We start from the raw sequence: 19,256 nt of genomic DNA on the forward strand, positions 1-19,256 counted from the left end.
TTACTTATTACCTAAAAATGGATATGATAAATGTAACAAATTTACAAAAAGGAGACTTTGTATATTTGATTAAAAATAAAGTAAAACAATTCCGCGTCGTTAGAGACATCACCCAAGAGCAATTAGCCTCCTCTGTTCAAATCACTAGACAATCCCTCATCGCTATCGAGAAGAGTAAATACAACCCAAGTTTAGAATTAGCATTGAAATTATGTGAGTTTTTCAACTGTAAAGTAGAAGATTTATTTCAATTAGATAAAACTGGGGAGGAAAAAGAATGAAAAATACTTTTAATCAAGAATTCATTTCAGATCTTACCATTTTAGTGTTAGGATCGATTTTCCTTTATTTCAATAGTAGTGATGAAGAAAAGATTCGTTCTGTCCTTCTATTCGCTGGCGTATACATACTCTTAGCCTTGGTACTATTTGTAGTGAAACGAATATTCTTTAAGAAAAAAAAGAAAGAGTCCGAGAAATACCCATTACCTGAGACAGATGAAAGAATTGAAAAAATGGGCTTAAAATTTATGGCGCAAATTTTCGGTCTTTCTCATTTAATTGGCTCTGCGATACTATTTGTTTTATATATCACTAACGAAAATTCGACGATACGAGTAGAGTATGCCCTGTATTACTTGTTTGGAATTCTTTTCTTCACAATGATGTTCGGCTTGAAAATTGTGAAGAAATTAGATAATTAGTTTAAACAAAAAGACCCTTCCTACAAAGGAAAGGTCTTTTTGTTATTTCTATTATGATAAAGCAGGAGCTTTTTCAAGAAGCTCTTTCGCATCAGCATATTGTAAGCCGTGCGCTTCTGCAACCGCTTCGAATGTTACATAGCCATCTAATGTGTTAATACCTTTTAATAATGCAGCGTTGCCTAGGCAAGCTTCTTTGTAGCCTTTGTTAGCAATTTGTACTGCATATGGTACTGTTACGTTTGTTAATGCAAGAGTTGATGTACGTGGAACCGCACCTGGCATATTTGCAACTGCATAGTGAACAACACCATATTTCTCATAAGTTGGGTTGTCATGAGTTGTAATACGGTCAGTTGTTTCGAAAATACCACCTTGGTCAATCGCAATATCTACAACGACAGAACCTGGTTCCATTGATTGAATCATTTCTTCTGTTACAAGTTTTGGCGCTTTTGCACCTGGGATTAATACTGCACCGATTACAAGATCAGATTCTCTTACAGCTTCTGCAATGTTGTACGGGTTAGACATTAACGTTTTTACTTGGTTTCCAAAAATATCATCTAATTGACGAAGACGTTCTGCACTTAAGTCGATGATTGTTACATCTGCACCTAAACCTACTGCAATTTTCGCTGCGTTTGTACCAGCTTGACCACCGCCGATAATTGTTACTTTACCGCGTTTAACCCCTGGAACACCTGCAAGTAAAATACCTTTTCCGCCTTTGTTTTTCTCAAGGAACTGTGCACCGATTTGCGCAGACATACGACCTGCAACTTCACTCATTGGTGCAAGTAATGGTAAAGAACGATTGTCTAACTGTACTGTTTCGTATGCAATTGATACCACTTTGTTATCAATTAATGCTTTTGTTAATTCTGGCTCTGGAGCTAAGTGTAAATATGTGAATAAAATTAAACCTTCACGGAAATAACCGTATTCACTTGCAACTGGCTCTTTTACCTTCATAACCATATCTTGATTCCATGCTTCTTCAGCAGTTTCAACAAGTTTCGCACCAGCTTGTACGTATTCTTCATCTGTAAAGCCTGATCCTACACCTGATCCTTTTTGAACAAAAACTTCATGACCATTTTGTACTAAATGTACAGCTCCCGCTGGCGTCATTGCCACGCGGTTTTCATTGTTTTTAATTTCTGTTGGAATACCGATACGCATTATTAGTTCCCCCTTGAGTTATGAAATGACCCCTGAATCATTTTTTAAAGCGCTTTCTACGCTCTTATATTCTAACATAATATCTCAATATTTGACAAAAAATAATACAAGTTTTCCGATAGATTTAATCTTGCATTAAAGGACAGTATTATCCGTACCTCTCAGTATAAAGGATAAACTGTCCAATTATTCGAAACTTCACTTTATTTAATTCTATCGATGTCTATGAATAACATCAACAGCGCCGGTTACTTCAATAATCGTACCAGTAATCATATCGGAATCTTCTTCACATAAAAACGAAATGGTTCTTGCAATATCTTCGCCTGTTCCAGATCTACCAATTGGTGTGTTACTACCTTTCAGATTTCGCGCTTCTTCAATCGTTGCTTCTTTCATTTCACCAATTATATCACCAGGGCAAACCATATTCGCAGTAATACCATATTCCGCCTCTTCGTAAGCTACTGTTTTCGTTAATGAAACAAGTCCTACTTTCGCAGCCGCAAAGGCTGAACGATAAATCCATCCAGGTGCGCTATCTGCCCCTTGAAATCCATAGTTAATAATACGGCCAAATTGCTGGTTTCTCATAATCGGTACGACAAGTTTTAATAAATGAAACACCGCTGTTAAATTACCCTGGATCATTTCATTCCATTCGTCTTCTTCGTAATCAACTAATTTTTTCCTTTCAAATACGTAAGGACCAGCATTATTAATTAAAAAGTCAATTTTGCCAAAACGGCTCATCGCTTCTTCTACTATTTTATGTAAATCTTCCTTTTTCGTGACATCAGCTTGCACGAACTGTAGACGTTCTTCCATATTTTTATATGTTTCTTTCATCGTTTCCATAGCAGTTACATCGCTATGATACGTTACTGTTACTGAATACCCTTTAGCCAATAACTTTTCTGTTACTTTCTTTCCTAAACCTTTCGTACCGGCTGTAATGAGCGCATGTCTCACAAAACTGCCTCCTTTTAAATTGCCATACTTCATATGTAACAAGTTCTCGCTCCAATTACAACTAAAATGAATTGAAACAAAGTTTTCAAAATTCTGTAACGTTTTAACAGGCACATTACCATAATTTGTTTTATAATTAAGTTGTAAACAGTTATAAAAATGATTGGGAGGAATTTACTATGAATAATACATATACAAATATTTTAATCGCGGTGGACGGTTCTAAAGAAGCAGAAAAAGCCTTTAAAAAGGCAATTCAAGTCGCAAAACGAAACAATGCAACATTAACAATTGCTCATATCGTTGATGTAAAAGCATACTCAGCAGTAGAGGCGTATAGCCGAGCAATTGCTGAACGTGCAAATCTATTTGCAGAAGACTTATTAGAAGACTACAAAAAAACTGCGCTTGAAGCTGGCCTTGAAAACATTGAAACTGTATTAGAATTCGGTAATCCTAAATCTAAAATTTCAAAAGAAATTGCTCCAAACAATAAAGTAGACTTAATTATGTGTGGTGCAACTGGTTTAAATGCTGTTGAGCGTTTCCTAATTGGTAGCGTCTCTGAACATATTATTCGCTATGCGAAATGCGATGTCCTTGTTGTCCGTGGTGATGAGGAGCAAGGTGAGCTTTAATTTATAAATAAAACACCAAGTCCACATGGGCTTGGTGTTTTTCATTTCACATATTTCACTACAAATACGAAACAAGCTACAACAACAATGACAACTGCAAACACATAAGGCGGAAGGAACTTCAAAGACCATAGCGCCATCATTATCGTCGCAACCGTTAAGTACGTTTGCTTTGCATCTTCTGTCATTTTTTTACGAAGTAAGAAAACATACACATAACCGATTGGCGGCGTAATGAAGCAAAGAACATATATAATTTTTGATTTTAAATACCACTTTTGTTCTCCAAGTTTCTTTATGTCTTCTTCTATTCTCTTACTCTCTTGTTCTCTCGCTTCTTCTTCAATAGGATCTTCCTCTTCTCCTCGCTTTTCTTTCATATAAGGAAGAAAGTGCATGAAAAAATAACATGCAAATACAATTGCCCAAAATTCAATATCCAATCTTTCTAGTGGAATATGCTCACTAAAAAATGCAGCAGCAATCACTAAAGAAAAACAATACGTTGTCATCCAAAATGAACGTTTTCTCTTTTTCCGTTCTATTTCTTTTTTACCTTTTACTTCTTGTACTTTCTTTTTTCTAGAAAGCCATACAGAAATACAGCAATCTACTACAAATAAAGTAAAGATAGATATTGCTATATGTATTGTTTTTACATTCTCAAATGTAAATATTTTTGGGAATGCAACGTGTAATACAATTAGCGTATACAAAATTAACCCTACAAAATAAATACGTCTCATTTTCCATTCCTTTCTTATTTTCTAACATTACACTAACATACATTTTTTAGTAATAGACGGACAAAATATATGTGTTTAGAAAAGGAGGGTGCTACATGGATGATTATGAACGTATTATTTTAGATGTGAATGGGAAAGAAATCGAAATGTTAGATACGATCCGCACACATTTTAAAGAGAAACATGGTGTGGAAGTAAGTAATGGTGCATTACTTAGAGATTTGATGGATATTGAGTATATTCGAATTACGGAAGGTCGACATAAGTATGATTAATCGATGAAACTTTAAGCCTAGAACATATTGTTCTAGGCTTAATTAAATTCATGCGAAAAATGTTATAATTAGGAAAAAGGATGGAGGATACCAAAATATGAAATCCGAAAATATCTCAAAACATTTTCACACATTACATGTGCAAAGAAACCAGTTCCTTCCTAAGCTTCATTCACTTTCACACGAACAACTATGGTACAGGAAAGAGGATGGAAAATGGTCTATTGGTGAACACTTTTATCATTTATATTTAATTGCAAGGATGCTAAAAGTAGCGATTAAATTCTCTTTCACTCTTATCCCTTATGCCAAGCTAAGAAAAAACGCCCCATTTGCAACTGACATACATGACATTTATGCCGAATATAAAGAAAAACACGGCAGAGGCATGAAAGCCCCTTGGATTTTAATCCCTTCAAAAAAAATCTATTATTCTATGAGTGCAATAGAATTAGAAGAATTACTTTCACGTGAAACGGATGAAATAAAAAAACTAGTTCAAAATATAGAAGAAAATATTGCAGGACATATCGTATTTTTAGATCCCATTGCTCACTACCCTAACCTTATTCAATCTATCGAGCTTTTAGCGATTCACGAGAAGCATCATTTTATGATTATGAAAAACAATTATGAAATGATAGATACATACCTAAAAGTCTAAATACAAAAAGGTAAGGTACTTTTTAAAAAGCACCTTACCTTCTATATCATACATCATTTAACTTCCAACAAACTCTATGGCTAACCCCTTCGCCTTCTCCAAAGCGTTTTTGATTTGTTCAAACCCTGTTCCGCCAGCACTATTACGGCGCTTTACAGCAGCATAAGGTGACAGAACCTCATACAAATCTTCTTCAAATAACGAACTCATCTCTTTATATGTTTCAAGTGGCACATCTAATAAATAAATTCCTTTTTGTGTGCAATGTAGAACTAACTTCCCAACAATTTCATGAGCTTGACGGAATGGTAGTCCTTTATTTGCTAAGTAATCAGCAATTTCTGTTGCGTTAGAAAAATCTTGCGTCACAGCTTGCCCCATTTTTTCTTTGTTTACAGTCATCGTTTCTAGCATGCCTGCCATAATATGAAGGCACCCTTCTACTGTTTTTACTGTATCAAACATTCCTTCTTTATCTTCTTGTAAGTCCTTATTGTAAGCGAGTGGTAATCCTTTCATTACTGTAAGTAAACTGAATAAATTACCGTATACTCTGCCCGTTTTACCACGAATAAGTTCCGCCATATCCGGATTTTTCTTTTGCGGCATAATACTGCTTCCAGTTGCGTATTGATCGCTCATTTCAATAAATTGAAATTCTTGACTACTCCATAAAATAAGTTCTTCGCAAAAGCGTGATAAGTGCATCATAAGCATAGATGAGTTACTTAAAAACTCCAGTATGAAATCACGATCGCTTACCGCATCTAAACTATTTTCATAGATTCCATTAAATCCAAGAAGTTCCGCACTATATTCTCGGTCAATCGGGAATGTTGTACCAGCTAGTGCTCCTGCTCCTAATGGTGAAATGTTAATACGCTTTAACGAATCTTCATAACGATTCACATCGCGCTCTAACATCCAAAAGTAAGCAAGAATATGATGAGCAAACGATATAGGCTGTGCGCGCTGCAAATGCGTATAACCAGGCATAATGGTTTCAATGTTATTTTCAGCTTGATGAACAAGAACAGTTTGCAATTGTTTTGTAGCTTTTATAATATCTTCTACTTTTTCTTTTAAATACAAATGCATATCTGTCGCTACTTGATCGTTACGGCTTCGGCCTGTATGAAGTTTCCCTCCTACTTCACCGATTCTTTCAATTAACATTTTTTCAATGTTTAAGTGAATATCCTCAGCTTCTACCGAGAAATGAAGTTTATTCTTTTTCGCTTCTTCTAATAAATATTGAAGCCCTATCTTGATTTTCTCTGCTTCCTCTTTCGTAACGATGCCTTGCTTTGCTAACATCGTAACGTGTGCAATACTCCCTTTTATATCTTGGCTAACCAATTGCTTATCAAAGGAAATAGAAGCTCCGAATTCTTCTACCCATGCTTCAGCTTCTTCTGTAAAACGTCCGCCCCAAAGTTTACTCACGCTTCCACCTTCTTTTGATTCACTTGGCTGTATACTTTTGTAGGTAAACCGAATAATGAAATGAAACCAACTGCTGCATCATGATTAAATTCATCCTGGGCAGTATACGTTGCAAGTTTTTCATCATATAAAGAGTACTCAGATTTACGTCCTTCTACAATCGCATGACCTTTAAATAATTTCACACGTACTGTACCTGTTACATTTTTTTGCGTTTCTTGTAAGAAAGCATTGAGTGCTTGTTTTAAAGGTGAGAACCATAAACCGTTATAAATTAATTCTGTTAGTTTTTGCTCAATCATCGGTTTGAAATGAGCGACCTCTTTCACAAGTGTTAAATCTTCAAGTTCTTTATGCGCTGTTATTAATGTCATTGCCGCTGGGCATTCATACACTTCACGAGATTTAATACCGACAAGGCGATTTTCTACATGATCGATACGTCCAACGCCGTGTTTTCCAGCAAGTGCATTTAACGTTTTAATTAGTTCTGAAAGTGAATATGCAGTGCCGTTTAAAGTCGTCGGTACCCCTGTTTCAAATCCGATTTCTACAAACTCTGGTTTATTCGGTGTATCTTCTAATGCTAATGTCATCTCGTATGCTTCTTCTGGCGGTGCTGCCCATGGATCTTCTAAAATTCCACATTCGTTGCTGCGTCCCCATAAGTTTTGATCGATTGAAAACGGGCTATCTAAATTAATTGGAATCGGTATATCATTTTCTTTTGCATATGCAATTTCTTCTTCACGTGACCATTTCCATTCACGTACAGGCGCAATAACTTCTAAATATGGATTCAACGCTTGAATAGAAACTTCAAAACGAACTTGGTCATTCCCTTTCCCTGTACATCCATGTGCAACTGCCGTTGCGCCTTCTTGTTCTGCAATTTCTACTAATTTTTTCGCAATAAGCGGACGAGATAATGCAGAGACAAGAGGATATTTCCCTTCGTATAACGTGTGAGCTTGCATCGCTATCAATGCATATTCATTCGCATATTCTTCTTGAACATCAATCATATATGATTTAATTGCTCCTACTGAAAGTGCTTTTTCTTTTACAAACGCTAAGTCTTTACCTTCCCCTAGATCTAAGCAAAGCGCGATAATATCATAATTCTTCTCTTGTAACCATTTAATTGCAACGGAAGTATCAAGACCTCCGGAATATGCTAATACAACTTTTTTCTTCTCCATTTTGCATCCCCCTAAAGAATAAATATTCATCTTTTCTTATAATAATCCAAACTTTATCACCTTTCATAAAATGAATCAAGGGGAATTTATAATTTTTTTCAAACAATTCCGTCGAACTTCTTTCTTTTTTTATGTAAAATAGAGGCAGGAAACTGGAGGGGTGTCTATGAAAAAGTATTTTATATACAATGAGCATCTAGGAATTGAAGTGCCGAACATACAAGAAAAATGGGAAGACATCTCTGAACAAGCGCAGCATTCTATTTTATTAAAATGGGAGCAGGTTCGCGGAAAAATACCTGATCGTATACAAGAGCTTGAGCATCATATTAATCAAAAACAACATTGTTTAAATAACGAAGATAATTTCGAAATTTCCTGTAGGCTTAATTCAGAAATTGCCGATCTCGCTTCAATTATTAACGATCTTTGGCTTTGGTATCGTCTAACGCAAAACGTATCTGAGGGAAAAGCACACCAATGAAAAAAGCATGCCCCTCATTTACTTTGGGTCATGCTTTTTTATCGTAACAAGCTTTGCAATATATTTCTTGCGCCGTTTTTGCTAAACATACATCAAACGGGCCTACTAATATACTTCTTTCTTTCGGCAACTTCACAAAAGCAACAAGTTCTTCTTCATATTGAATCTTTTTCTCGCAAATTGCACATACTAATTCCTTTCTCTTGAACATATCTTTGAACATGATTCATCATCCCCTTTTATCTATTTATATTAATATAATCTCACAACAAGTAATCCTTGTAAAAAATGACACATCACAAATCATCTCGTTCATATACTAATGAAACGTATTTATGAATGAAAGGAGGCCTTTAATGTATGCGAGCTTTCATTATTATCGCTTTAACTTTTTTAAGTGTTATTAGTTGGGATGCATTTTTTAAAGATAAAAGTGACGAAAAAAATACAACTGAATAAACAGCTATCTTTTCTTACTTATTGGACAAACTTCTAAAAACTGTCCAGTCCTGCAAAATAACTTAGGCTTTTCTACAAAAATATTTAAAGATAACAATTTTTGTAGATTCCCTCCGGTTATTGTCGGTTTCCATCCGCATACATTTTTTGAAAGTATGATATAATAATATAAATCTTGAAGGAAGGGATTTTGATATCATGATCGCTCGAAGGAGCATGTGGCATCGTATTGACGAATCATACACGTAGCGTATTTTTCAGCTCAGATACTTTAGTCTAGCGAAAAAAATACGAGAGTGGGGAAATTATGATTGCCCGAAGGATAATTTGGCAAAAAAAAGACTCTTCTTACACATAGCGTTTTGTTTAGGACTTAATTGTTACTAACTAAACAAAACAAAGAAGAGCAGGATTGCTAAATGAAGAATTCTACTCCACGTTTTGTTTAGTCGCTTTAAGACTTAAACTAAAACGAAGGTAGGGAGAATTGATGGACGAGAGGATTATTCGTTATTTCTTCAGCGACATATAGCGTAGTTAGTTTTACGTAAACTAACTGAAAGCTACATGTGAGCTCGTAGTTAGTTTACAACACCAAAAGGACTACTAACTACGGAAAGAAGGAATAACGATGAGGAACATCCAAAGTCGACAAATTATTAAAGAAGTTTTTATGGTTTTAATCGGTTCATTTATATTAGCAGCAGCGCTATATCACATTCACTTCCAAAACCACTTAACAGAAGGTGGCTTTGTAGGTATTGCACTATTTATCCAAAATTTTTATGATATTTCACCATCTATTTCAACTGTAGTAATGGATATCCCTATTATTTTACTATGTGCTTCATTTTTAGGTAGAAAAATGGTTGGCTATTCATTCTTAGGTTCACTTTCATTCGGAGTATTTTATTCCCTTATGGAAAATTATTCTCCTTTTACGGTAGATTTATCAAATAATTTATTTATAGCTGCAGTAGTTGGCGGTGCGTTAGCTGGTATTGGACTCGGTTTTATATTGCGATTTGGCGGTGCAACCGGTGGAGACGATATTTTAACAATTATATTAAGTAAACGAACTCGGTTTACAATTGGGCAAATTTTCTTCGTCTTTGACGCGATTGTTCTTGCGCTTTCATTATATTATTTAAATTGGACAGAAATTGCTTTTACTATTCTTTCGATTGCCGTACAGGCAAAAACATTGGATTTAATTTACTATCCAAAAACAGAAAAGAAAGCAGCAAAGCAACCCGTTTCTATTCCAATATCCAAAAAACATGCGACAAACTAAAAAGCGAAAGGCTTCGGCCTCTCGCTTTTTTTTCATGCTCTCTTTTCTTTTTCTAATATGTAGCGTACTTGATAAAACTTATTTGCAAATTCAGTAACATTCCTCGTTAAGCGATAGTTCACTGTAGAGCCAATTGCCATTCCAAGTACAGGAATGCCTTGGAATAATTTACGACGGAGAGCATAAATCGAAAATGTCTTCAAAATTTGTTTTAACACAACCTCAGTAGAAGCTGGCTTTAACACCTCTTCGTCTCCTTCATAAAAGAATGAATCTTCTTGCTCAAGTTCTCTCAGTAAATTGTACCATGCGTATTGCTGAAGTCTCGCCGGCAATAATGCTGCATGGAATACCTTTAACGCAAGCATCATTTCATACGGCTTGTTCACATCATGCCCAAATGATGTCGCAATAAGTTGTACAGCCTTCACATTTAACGCAATCATAACCGGAAAATCAGCCGTTAATAATAATAGACCGCCAGCACCTGTTGCTCCGCCTTGTACGAATGAATATAGACGATGACGTGCTGTTTGCTGCTCTGCTATGTATGTTAATTGATCAATAGATAACGCCTTCAAATCTTCAAGTTGCTCAATTGATTCATCAAATAATCTCGATGTTCCTAAAATACGATTACGTGCATCTAACTGTGATTGTGAACTTTGAATAAGTGCATGCAAATGAAAGAGCCATCCATCTGCTTTCGTAAAAAAGTCTTTTCGTTTTTTCTCAGGTAGTTTTGCAACTGTAGTATGCAACCACTTATCAAACATCTTTTGAAAATCGGTCGCTTCTTGCTCTACTAATTGCCCTTCCCACTCTTTTATATTTTCTAAAATGGCTTGTTCTCGCTTCGATCGCATCACAACAACCACCTCGTTCGATTTTTTTCTATTGTATCATATTTGCAAATATGCTTGTACATCGCATGTTCTTTATTTACAGCCTAAGAAGTCGCAACAATCTATCCGAATAAATGGTACCAGTTTCTATTCAGCTAGATTATAATCGTCCCTATACAAAACAAATAAGGAGCGATTATACATATGTACCCACGTGCAAAAGCTTTTGGCATTGCTATACATCACGGTCGCCTTCTCGTACAAGAATATCATACAGGCGATGAAACATATTACCGATCTCTTGGCGGATCAATTGAACTTGGTGAAAAATCAGCACATACTGTTATTCGCGAATTTCAAGAAGAGCTTCACACAGAAGTGGAAATCACCAATTATTTAGGCTGCTTAGAAAACATCTTTCATCTAGATGGAGAAATTGGTCATGAAATCATTCAGCTATATTCTTTACGCTTATTAGACATGCCACTATATGAAATGGAAATACTGAATATACCAGATGAACAAACACTGTCATATGCAAAATGGATTTCCCTCACTGCATTCATTCAAAAAGAAAAATTACTATATCCGGATGGAATTTTGAAATATATCCAAAAGAAAAAAGACGAGATCCTATAGGATCTCGTCTTTTTTTTCATATAGTATATTAACCAATATCTCCAAGACGTAATACGTCACGAGCAATCATAACTTCTTCGTCAGTTGGAATTACGATAATTTTTACTGGAGAGTGCGGGAAGCTGATGAATGCTTCTTCACCGAATACGTTATTGCGTTTTACGTCGAAGTATACACCCATGTACTCAAGGCCTTCTAATACGCGCTCACGAATAACTGCACTGTTTTCACCTACACCAGCTGTAAAGATGATAGCGTCAACGCCTTTCATACGAGCTGTGTAAGAACCGATGTATTTATGGATACGGCTTACGAACACGTCAAGTGCTACTTTCGCACGGTGGTCGCCTTCTTCTTCTTTCGCAATGATGTCACGTAGGTCACTAGAGTAACCAGTAAGACCTAACATACCACTCTTCTTGTTTAATACGCTAACTACTTCTTCTACAGTTTGGCCTGTTTTTTCCATGATGTATGGAATTAACGCAGGGTCAATGTTACCAGAACGTGTACCCATTGTTACACCAGCAAGTGGAGTGAAGCCCATAGAAGTATCGATAGACTTACCGCCTTCTACTGCTGCGATACTTGCACCGTTACCTAAGTGACAAGAAAGTAGGCTTAAGCCTTCAATTGGACGACCTAATAATTCAGCCGCACGCTCAGTTACGTATTTATGAGAAGTTCCGTGGAAACCGTATTTACGGATGCCAAATTTCTCATAGTACTCATATGGTAAGCTGTATAGGAATGCAGATTCCGGCATTGTTTGGTGGAATGCTGTATCGAATACTGCTACTGCTGGTACATTTGGTAGTACTTCTTGGAACGCTTTAATACCAACAAGGTTTGCTGGGTTGTGAAGTGGTGCTAAATCGCTTAATTCTTCGATATCAGCTAATACTTCATCATCAATTAAAACAGAATCAGCAAATTTTTCGCCGCCGTGTACAACACGGTGACCGATACCGCCAATCTCATCAAGAGATTTTACGATTCCGTTTTCAGTTAATTTCTTAAGAAGCATGTTAACTGCTACTGCATGATCTGGGATGTTTGTAATTTCTTTTTGTTTTTCGCCATTTACAGTAATTGTGAAGACACTATCTTCTAAACCGATACGTTCTACTAAACCTTTTGTTAATACTGTTTCACTTGGCATTTCAAATAATTGGAACTTTAAGGAAGAGCTTCCTGCGTTAATCGCGATGATTTTTGACATCTAGTCTTTCGCCCCTTTTTCTCTTGGTAGTTGTGTGGATCATTCCACAAACCGCTCGATTTTATCTAATTAAATTCACTCATTATGAAAACGTTTCATCATTAGTAAATTTTATACTCACGATTTTAATTTAAACATCGTCCGACATATATTTCAAGTGAAAAAATTGTAACACCAAGAAAAAAAATATATTACAGATTTCAAAAAAATTCAGTTAAATCTTGTATATATTAAAAAATATTCCATATTATATACAACTGTACTACATTAATCACTAACCCTGTTACATATATCTGGCATTACTTTTGTGTTGCAAACCACGTATTTAGTTGATCCATCATGTTCTCCATAGCCTTCATGTTGGAGAATTTAGGTAATTCCACTAATAGTGCCTGTTTCGGCATTATTACATCCTGACCTTTCTTTTGGAGAACAAATATACTTTTTGCATTTTTCTCGTTTTTAAACATGGAAACAGGTAGCTGTAACAATCCTTGAATAAAGCATGTTTCTTTAATGAATGCATGTAGCTTTGGCGCTTGATCACTTTCAAAAATGAAGTTTGGTACTAAGAAGAATAAATACCCGCCTTCTTTCGTATGTTTCACACTTTGTTCAATAAATAAGTGATGCGCATATGACATTCCTTCATCTGCTTTTAATGTATATTCACTTGCACCGATTTCATTTGGATAGTAACCAATTGGCAAATCTGAAACAACTGCATCAACTGGATCAATATAAAGTGGCGCTAGTCCATCTTGATGGAAGAATTCGATTGCATGCTTTTGTAAATTCGCATTTACTAAAGCAAGTTTAATTAGCACTTCATCCACTTCTACACCAAATCCACTCATTGCTAGTTCTTCTTTGGCGCTATTAAACACGGTAGTCATTAAGTTACCCGTTCCAATTGCAGGGTCTAAAACTGTAATTTCTTTTTGCCCTTGCATAAATTTATGGAATAAGTAGCTCATGAACATTCCAACTGCATCTGGCGTCATTTCGTGATTCGCTTGTACGCCTTCTTTCATTCCTTTTAAAATGGCTAGCTGAAATGCTTTACGAATTTCTTCCCCTTTATATGTTTCTTCATTAAACGTACTATATTCACGATTCAACCTTTCAGTTGTTGATTCGGATAATTCCTCTTGTAAAATCGCTCCCTCAAACAAGTTATCACCTGTTTCTACAAGCGCCTCTAAATATGTTACATCTAATTCTTTACGTAAAACTACCGTAGAAGAATCAAAAATAGAAAATAATGTTTCTACTGCCTGACTCACGTACATTCCTCCTTCTCTCATTTACACATAACTTATATCATACCACAAAGTGATTTTTTCCAAAAAGAAAAAGCGACCTCCTGTAAAGAGCTCCCTTTTAAGTTATATATGATATAACGTTTTTTCTCATATATTGGTACCATTGAGCAGCAATATATGAGAAAAAACGACCTCTTTATAAGAGGTCATTTCCTTCACATTATTACTTTGCAGATTTAGCTGCTTCTAATGCTGCTTCATAGTTTGGATGGCTTGTACCTTCGCTTACGTATTCTACGTAAACTACTTTGTCATTGCTATCTACTACGAATACTGCACGAGCAAGTAAACGAAGTTCTTTCATTACTAAGCCATAAGCTTCGCCGAATGAAAGGTCACGGTGATCAGAAAGTGTCGCAACGTTTTCTAAACCGTTAGCTGCACACCAGCGTTTTTGAGCGAATGGTAAATCAGCGCTAATTGTTAATACTTTCGTATTTTCAATACCTGCTGCATCTTCGTTAAAACGACGAGTTTGTGCATCACATACACCTGTGTCGATTGAAGGTACAACACTAATTAATTTCACTTCACCTTTGTATGTTTCTAAACTTACTGGAGATAAGTCATTTGCTAATACTTGGAAGTTAGGCGCTTGATCGCCAACTTTAACTTCTGTTCCAACTAAAGTCATTGGGTTACCTTTAAAAGTTACATTTGCCACTTGAAAATCCTCCCTTATTTAAACAAAATATGTACAATGTAAATGATAGTTTGTCCCTATCGATAATGCAAATAAAATCGCTTTATTTACAAAAAAATAAAGAAGCTAATCCATTGATTAGCTTCTTTACTCGTTAAATTTGAAATTCCGGATCATCTTCTTTTCGTTTATCCATCATTTCTTTCACTTTATCAACAGCTTGTGGCGCTAATTCAATTATTTTGTCAATGACATGTGTTTGTTTATCTAAATGTAAAACTTTCACACCATCTCCATTTATAACGAGAAAGGCAACAGGATTAATGGAAACCCCACCACCGCTACCTCCTCCAAATGGATGACGGCCTGAATGCTCTACTTTGCCAAATTCACTTCCACCAGCAGCAAAGCCAAAACTTACTTTCGAAACGGTAAGAATTACACTTCCATCTGCCGCTTTAATTGGATCACCAACAATTGTATTTACATCAGTCATTTGTTTTAAATGCTGCATTGCGGTTGTCATTAAACCTTGAATTGGATGGTCCATTCTATATCCCCCCTATGCTTGAACAGATTTATCTGTCATACCAGACTTTTGTTTTCTCATAAACATGAGTAGTTTTACCGCTGTTTTCAAAGTACGAAATATATGAAAGGAAGCTGTTAATTCACATCTTGATGCAAATCCCTTTCCTTGAAAAACAGGTGTAATTTCAAATTCTGGTACGTCGACAATATGCATATATTGTCCTACAACTCCAGCAGCCATTCCTTTTGTCCCCCATGCATATCCAGTGACAATTCCAGTACTAGCCGCATCACCTGCTCCAATTTGTGAATGCCATTTCCAACTATTGATTTTCACTCGTTTGAGAAAATCTTTAATAATAGTATGAACTTCTTGAAGCTTTTTTATCAGTTCTCCAATGCTATCAAGTTGTGCCATAATTTTATTATCTATTCCGCCATCTTTCTCAGCTTTTTCGATTTTCTGCCCCGTCTTTTTCTGCTGTTTTTCAATTCTTTCCAATACATCAAACGTATATCGAATCATCCATATTTTCACTTGAAATAAACACTGTTTTTCCATTTCTGAATATAAAAACGTCACCTTAAGCGATATTTTCGATAATAGTATTAGCAAAATAAAAAGTAGAAGAATTATCATTCCAATTACGAGCCATTTCATTCGTACCATCCTTTCACTCCATACCCATTATCGACAAGTTTATTCATCATTAAACAACCTTTGATAAAATTGAATATAAAAATTTTTCTAAAAATAAAAAGGGATTTTGACATTTCATATCGAAATATACTATTTGAGCATATTATTCAGAATGAAATCTGATGATATGCAGCACTAAAACTAGAAAATTTAACTGCAGTGGAGGGATACATAATGGCAAATCGTCGCAATTTATTTTTCTTTTATGGTGATGACAAAGTAACACTCGTTGAAAAAATGAAACCAGTATATCGTATTTTAGAGGAGAATGGATTTACCATATTAGATCATCCAAAAAATGCAAACGCTATCGTCAGCGTTGGAGATGATGGAACTTTCTTACAAGCCGTTCGTAAAACTGGCTTTAGAGAAGATTGCTTATACGCAGGTATTTCTACGAAAGATGAAATTTCTTTCTACTGCGATTTCCACATCGATCACATTGATACAGCCCTTCAAGAAATTACAAAAAACGAAATTGAAGTGCGAAAATATCCAACAATTAAAGTAGATGTAGATCATGGTACATCTTTCCATTGTTTAAATGAATTTTCATTACGCTCTAGCATCATTAAAACATTTGTCGTAGATGTACACGTCGACAATTTACATTTTGAAACATTTAGAGGTGATGGATTAGTTATCTCCACACCAACAGGAAGTACCGCTTACAATAAATCATTACATGGTGCCGTTGTCGATCCACTTATCCCATGTTTCCAAGTAAGCGAACTAGCATCTTTAAATAACAACACATACCGTACACTCGGATCACCGTTTCTTTTAAATCACGAGCGTACGTTAACTTTAACACTTAGACCAGATGGCAATGATTACCCTGTTATCGGAATGGATAACGAAGCACTTAGCATTAAACAAGTGGAGAAAGCCGTTGTTCGTTTAAGCGATAAACAAATTAAAACTGTTAAATTAAAAAACAATTCCTTCTGGGAAAAAGTACAGAGAACGTTTTTATAGTAATAAAATAACCGTCGAATTATGGGATTTCCATAATTCGACGGTTATTTATTTCCCCCGATTGGTGTGGGCAGCCATCTCTTACTATGCAGTCGCCATTATTGTCAGCTTTTGTCGGTAAATCGATATATTTTAAAAATCGCTGATATATTTTCACACGTCTTTTCTATAAACAATCTCCCCATCAATGACGGTCATTTCTGCCTGTACTTCTTTTATTTCTTCCGCCTCAATTTCAAAAACATTACGGTCTAATATCGTAAAGTCTGCTTCGTATCCTTTTGTAATTTGCCCTCGATTTGCTTCTTTTCCAATTGCATACGCACTTCCTGTTGTAAATAAAGAAACAGCCTCATATACCGTTAATCTTTCTTCTGGCATATAGCATACGCCGTCAATAAAACTTCTACGTGTAACAGCACTATATATACCTAAAAACGGATTCACTTGTTCAATTGGAGCATCAGATCCACCGTTGCAGTGCAACCCTGCGCCAAGTAATGTCTTCCAAGCGTACGCGTAACGAAGACGATGCTTTCCTAGTTTTTCAATCACTGACGGAAAATCCGATGAAACAAAGACGGGCTGAATATCAATAATTGCTTGCAAACTCTTCATTCTTTCAATTAATTCTTCACGGGCAAGCTGGCAATGAATAATGCGGTCACGTAATCCTTCTGCTGGTGGATATAATTCAAGCGCATCAATGACATATTCTAGTGATAAATCACCGATTGTATGAATCGCAACTGGCATATGTAAATCACGTGCTTTCTTCACTAACCCTGCAAGCTCTTCACGTGAGAAAATCGCAACTCCATTCGTTTCCTGCGCATCTTCATACGGCTCACTTAATAAAGCTGTTCTTCCGCCAAAAGAACCGTCAGAAAAAATCTTCATCGCCCCAAATTCAATATAGTGCTCATTTTCATATTCTTTTCGCTCATTCGCTACTTCATGATGAACGAGCAAATGTGCTTTAAATGGCATTTCTTTTATAACGTGTGAAAACGCATTGTACGTTTTTTCAAAGCCGCCATAATAATTTAAGTCTTCCGTGTGCCCGCCAACTAATCCGTATTGCCAGCAGTCTGAAATCGCTGTTTGCAGAGCACTTTGCAAATACACTCCATCTATTTCAGGCTGAACATGTTTAATTAACTCTTGTCCTTGCTCATATAAAAGTCCTGTTAATTTATTTGATGAGTCACGACCAATTTTTCCGCCCTTTGGATCTTGCGTCGCTTCTGTTATGTTCGCTTCTTGCAATATGTATGAATTCACCCATGTCACGTGACGACAAACGCGCTTTAATAAAATCGGATGTTCTTTAGAAATCTCATCTAAATCACGTATATGAACATGTTTTGTATCTGTAAAATTATTTTCATTCCATCCTTCTCCGATAATCCAAGAGCCTTTTGGTGCTTCTTCTACTCGATTCTGAACAAGGGTAAGCACTTCGCTATAAGATTTGCAATTTGATAGATCTAGACGAAGTAACCTCTCCCCATGCCCAATAAGGTGCATATGGCTATCAACAAGCCCTGGAATCATCGTTTTCCCTTGTAAGTCACACGACTTCACTTCCGAATATCGATTTTCTAATTCATCTTTATTCCCCACATCAACAATGATGCCATTTTCAACGTAAACGGCGTCCACTTTTTCATTCTCTTCTCGCATCGTATAAATGCTTCCGCCATGCCAAATTTCTCCCATATACTCATCCCCTTTTTACTTTAGTCTACGAGATTAAAGTGTATAAAAAAAGCACCATTTCGATTAAAAATGGTGCTTTTCTAAAAATTATTTTTGTTCAGTAGGGTTCGTTGTAACTTGCCATTCAATATTAAATTTATCTTTCAATTGTCCGTATGCTGGGCTCCAAAAAGTTTCTTGAAGTGGCATGATAACTTCTCCACCTTCTTGTAACTTATCAAATACTTCTTTCGCTTTTTCTGCGTTATTAATTCGAATTGCGATTGTTACTTGAGATCCGATCGCATGCCCTTGACCTGGGAATGTATCAGAAATCATAAGTTCCGTATTACCAACTTTTAAATGAGCATGTAAAACGCGCTCTTTTGCTTCAGCTGGAATCGGGTATTCTGGATTTTCAGGCATGTCACCAAAAGTTTGCATCACTTCTACTTTTGCGTCTAACGCCTCTTTATAAAATTGTACAGCTTCTTGCCCACTACCATCTAAAACTAAGTAAGGATTAATACCTAAAATCATACGGACACCTCTTTTTCAAATTTATAAAATCGAACTTATGTTCGCTTTTATAATATCATACGTT

Annotated in this window: 23 protein-coding genes; 9 read left to right on the forward strand and 14 right to left on the reverse strand. The window is 35.9% G+C overall.

The features are described 5' to 3' along the window. Positions 1-17: 17 nt before the first annotated feature. Entirely contained in the window at positions 18-281 is a 264-nt protein-coding gene (locus JTF23_RS08065) for a helix-turn-helix transcriptional regulator (RefSeq protein ID WP_078175075.1), read from the forward strand. Further along, positions 278-703 (forward strand): hypothetical protein, encoded by a 426-nt coding sequence (locus JTF23_RS08070; RefSeq protein WP_204208469.1) that lies wholly within the window; start codon positions 278-280, stop codon positions 701-703. Before JTF23_RS08065 ends, JTF23_RS08070 begins: the two co-directional genes overlap by 4 nt. 51 nt (positions 704-754) lie before the next feature. Here JTF23_RS08070 and ald read toward each other — a convergent pair whose 3' ends face one another. Continuing rightward, the gene (gene ald, locus JTF23_RS08075; protein ID WP_002145405.1) at positions 755-1,888 is read right to left on the reverse strand and encodes an alanine dehydrogenase; all 1,134 of its coding nucleotides are present in this window, start codon (positions 1,886-1,888) and stop codon (positions 755-757) included. A gap of 213 nt (positions 1,889-2,101) precedes the next feature. Continuing rightward, on the reverse strand, positions 2,102-2,893 hold the full coding sequence (locus tag JTF23_RS08080) for an SDR family oxidoreductase (RefSeq protein WP_204208494.1): 792 nt from the start codon (positions 2,891-2,893) through the stop codon (positions 2,102-2,104). 146 nt (positions 2,894-3,039) lie between these two features. On the opposite strand from JTF23_RS08080, the gene JTF23_RS08085 reads away from it, so the two are divergent. After that, entirely contained in the window at positions 3,040-3,498 is a 459-nt protein-coding gene (locus JTF23_RS08085; protein ID WP_204208470.1) for a universal stress protein, read from the forward strand. A 41-nt stretch (positions 3,499-3,539) separates the two neighbouring features. On the opposite strand, the gene JTF23_RS08090 is transcribed toward JTF23_RS08085, so the two are convergent. After that, positions 3,540-4,244: a hypothetical protein gene (locus JTF23_RS08090; RefSeq protein ID WP_204208471.1), complete on the reverse strand. Its 705-nt coding sequence runs from the start codon at positions 4,242-4,244 to the stop codon at positions 3,540-3,542. 95 nt (positions 4,245-4,339) lie between these two features. Between JTF23_RS08090 and JTF23_RS08095 the strand changes: the two genes are divergently transcribed. Together JTF23_RS08095 and JTF23_RS08100 are read left to right on the forward strand one after the other, a co-directional pair. Then, positions 4,340-4,519 (forward strand): hypothetical protein, encoded by a 180-nt coding sequence (locus JTF23_RS08095; RefSeq protein WP_002112241.1) that lies wholly within the window; start codon positions 4,340-4,342, stop codon positions 4,517-4,519. Positions 4,520-4,616: 97 nt separating this feature from the next. Next, the gene (locus JTF23_RS08100; protein ID WP_002199179.1) at positions 4,617-5,183 is read left to right on the forward strand and encodes a DinB family protein; all 567 of its coding nucleotides are present in this window, start codon (positions 4,617-4,619) and stop codon (positions 5,181-5,183) included. 57 nt (positions 5,184-5,240) lie between these two features. Here JTF23_RS08100 and argH read toward each other — a convergent pair whose 3' ends face one another. Both argH and JTF23_RS08110 read right to left on the reverse strand, forming a co-directional pair. After that, positions 5,241-6,629, reverse strand: coding sequence for an argininosuccinate lyase (gene argH / locus JTF23_RS08105; protein ID WP_070129063.1), 1,389 nt, complete (start codon positions 6,627-6,629; stop codon positions 5,241-5,243). After that, positions 6,626-7,831 (reverse strand): argininosuccinate synthase, encoded by a 1,206-nt coding sequence (locus JTF23_RS08110; RefSeq protein WP_204208472.1) that lies wholly within the window; start codon positions 7,829-7,831, stop codon positions 6,626-6,628. The genes argH and JTF23_RS08110 overlap by 4 nt, the downstream gene beginning before the upstream one ends. Before the next feature lie 166 nt (positions 7,832-7,997). On the opposite strand from JTF23_RS08110, the gene JTF23_RS08115 reads away from it, so the two are divergent. Continuing rightward, the gene (locus JTF23_RS08115) at positions 7,998-8,315 is read left to right on the forward strand and encodes a radical SAM protein (RefSeq protein ID WP_078179675.1); all 318 of its coding nucleotides are present in this window, start codon (positions 7,998-8,000) and stop codon (positions 8,313-8,315) included. A gap of 28 nt (positions 8,316-8,343) precedes the next feature. Here the strand turns inward: JTF23_RS08115 and JTF23_RS08120 are convergent, their stop codons facing one another. Then, a complete protein-coding gene (locus tag JTF23_RS08120) occupies positions 8,344-8,538 on the reverse strand; it encodes a hypothetical protein (protein WP_002112246.1) in 195 nt (64 codons plus the stop codon). A gap of 867 nt (positions 8,539-9,405) precedes the next feature. Here JTF23_RS08120 and JTF23_RS08125 point away from each other — a divergent pair. Then, complete coding sequence (locus JTF23_RS08125) at positions 9,406-10,068, forward strand: YitT family protein (RefSeq protein WP_016092424.1); 663 nt, start codon at positions 9,406-9,408, stop codon at positions 10,066-10,068. Between the two features lie 32 nt (positions 10,069-10,100). Here the strand turns inward: JTF23_RS08125 and JTF23_RS08130 are convergent, their stop codons facing one another. Further along, on the reverse strand, positions 10,101-10,934 hold the full coding sequence (locus tag JTF23_RS08130) for an EcsC family protein (RefSeq protein WP_002112252.1): 834 nt from the start codon (positions 10,932-10,934) through the stop codon (positions 10,101-10,103). Positions 10,935-11,117: 183 nt separating this feature from the next. Here JTF23_RS08130 and JTF23_RS08135 point away from each other — a divergent pair, with 183 nt between their 5' ends. Next, positions 11,118-11,552 carry an NUDIX hydrolase gene (locus JTF23_RS08135; RefSeq protein WP_204208473.1) on the forward strand — a complete coding sequence of 145 codons (435 nt, stop codon included), beginning with the start codon at positions 11,118-11,120 and terminating at the stop codon, positions 11,550-11,552. 28 nt (positions 11,553-11,580) lie between these two features. Here the strand turns inward: JTF23_RS08135 and ackA are convergent, their stop codons facing one another. The 5 genes from ackA to JTF23_RS08160 form a co-directional block, all read right to left on the reverse strand. Then, positions 11,581-12,774: an acetate kinase gene (gene ackA / locus JTF23_RS08140; protein ID WP_078175049.1), complete on the reverse strand. Its 1,194-nt coding sequence runs from the start codon at positions 12,772-12,774 to the stop codon at positions 11,581-11,583. Between the two features lie 299 nt (positions 12,775-13,073). Continuing rightward, positions 13,074-14,060, reverse strand: coding sequence for a class I SAM-dependent methyltransferase (locus tag JTF23_RS08145; RefSeq protein WP_204208474.1), 987 nt, complete (start codon positions 14,058-14,060; stop codon positions 13,074-13,076). 202 nt (positions 14,061-14,262) lie between these two features. Beyond that, positions 14,263-14,763, reverse strand: a complete 501-nt coding sequence (gene tpx / locus JTF23_RS08150) for a thiol peroxidase (RefSeq protein WP_002112256.1) — start codon at positions 14,761-14,763, stop codon at positions 14,263-14,265. Positions 14,764-14,896: 133 nt separating this feature from the next. Then, positions 14,897-15,292, reverse strand: a complete 396-nt coding sequence (ytfJ, locus tag JTF23_RS08155; RefSeq protein ID WP_000350003.1) for a GerW family sporulation protein — start codon at positions 15,290-15,292, stop codon at positions 14,897-14,899. 12 nt (positions 15,293-15,304) lie between these two features. Further along, positions 15,305-15,943, reverse strand: a complete 639-nt coding sequence (locus JTF23_RS08160; RefSeq protein ID WP_204208475.1) for a DUF2953 domain-containing protein — start codon at positions 15,941-15,943, stop codon at positions 15,305-15,307. A 204-nt stretch (positions 15,944-16,147) separates the two neighbouring features. Here JTF23_RS08160 and JTF23_RS08165 point away from each other — a divergent pair, with 204 nt between their 5' ends. After that, on the forward strand, positions 16,148-16,951 hold the full coding sequence (locus JTF23_RS08165; protein ID WP_002199172.1) for an NAD kinase: 804 nt from the start codon (positions 16,148-16,150) through the stop codon (positions 16,949-16,951). Between the two features lie 153 nt (positions 16,952-17,104). On the opposite strand, the gene JTF23_RS08170 is transcribed toward JTF23_RS08165, so the two are convergent. After that, a complete protein-coding gene (locus tag JTF23_RS08170) occupies positions 17,105-18,673 on the reverse strand; it encodes an amidohydrolase (RefSeq protein ID WP_002160232.1) in 1,569 nt (522 codons plus the stop codon). Positions 18,674-18,760: 87 nt separating this feature from the next. Then, positions 18,761-19,192 carry a VOC family protein gene (locus JTF23_RS08175; protein ID WP_002160231.1) on the reverse strand — a complete coding sequence of 144 codons (432 nt, stop codon included), beginning with the start codon at positions 19,190-19,192 and terminating at the stop codon, positions 18,761-18,763. Positions 19,193-19,256 lie beyond the last annotated feature (64 nt).

It is taken from the genome of Bacillus sp. RIT 809 (assembly GCF_016892495.1).
Classification (GTDB): domain Bacteria; phylum Bacillota; class Bacilli; order Bacillales; family Bacillaceae_G; genus Bacillus_A; species Bacillus_A cereus_U.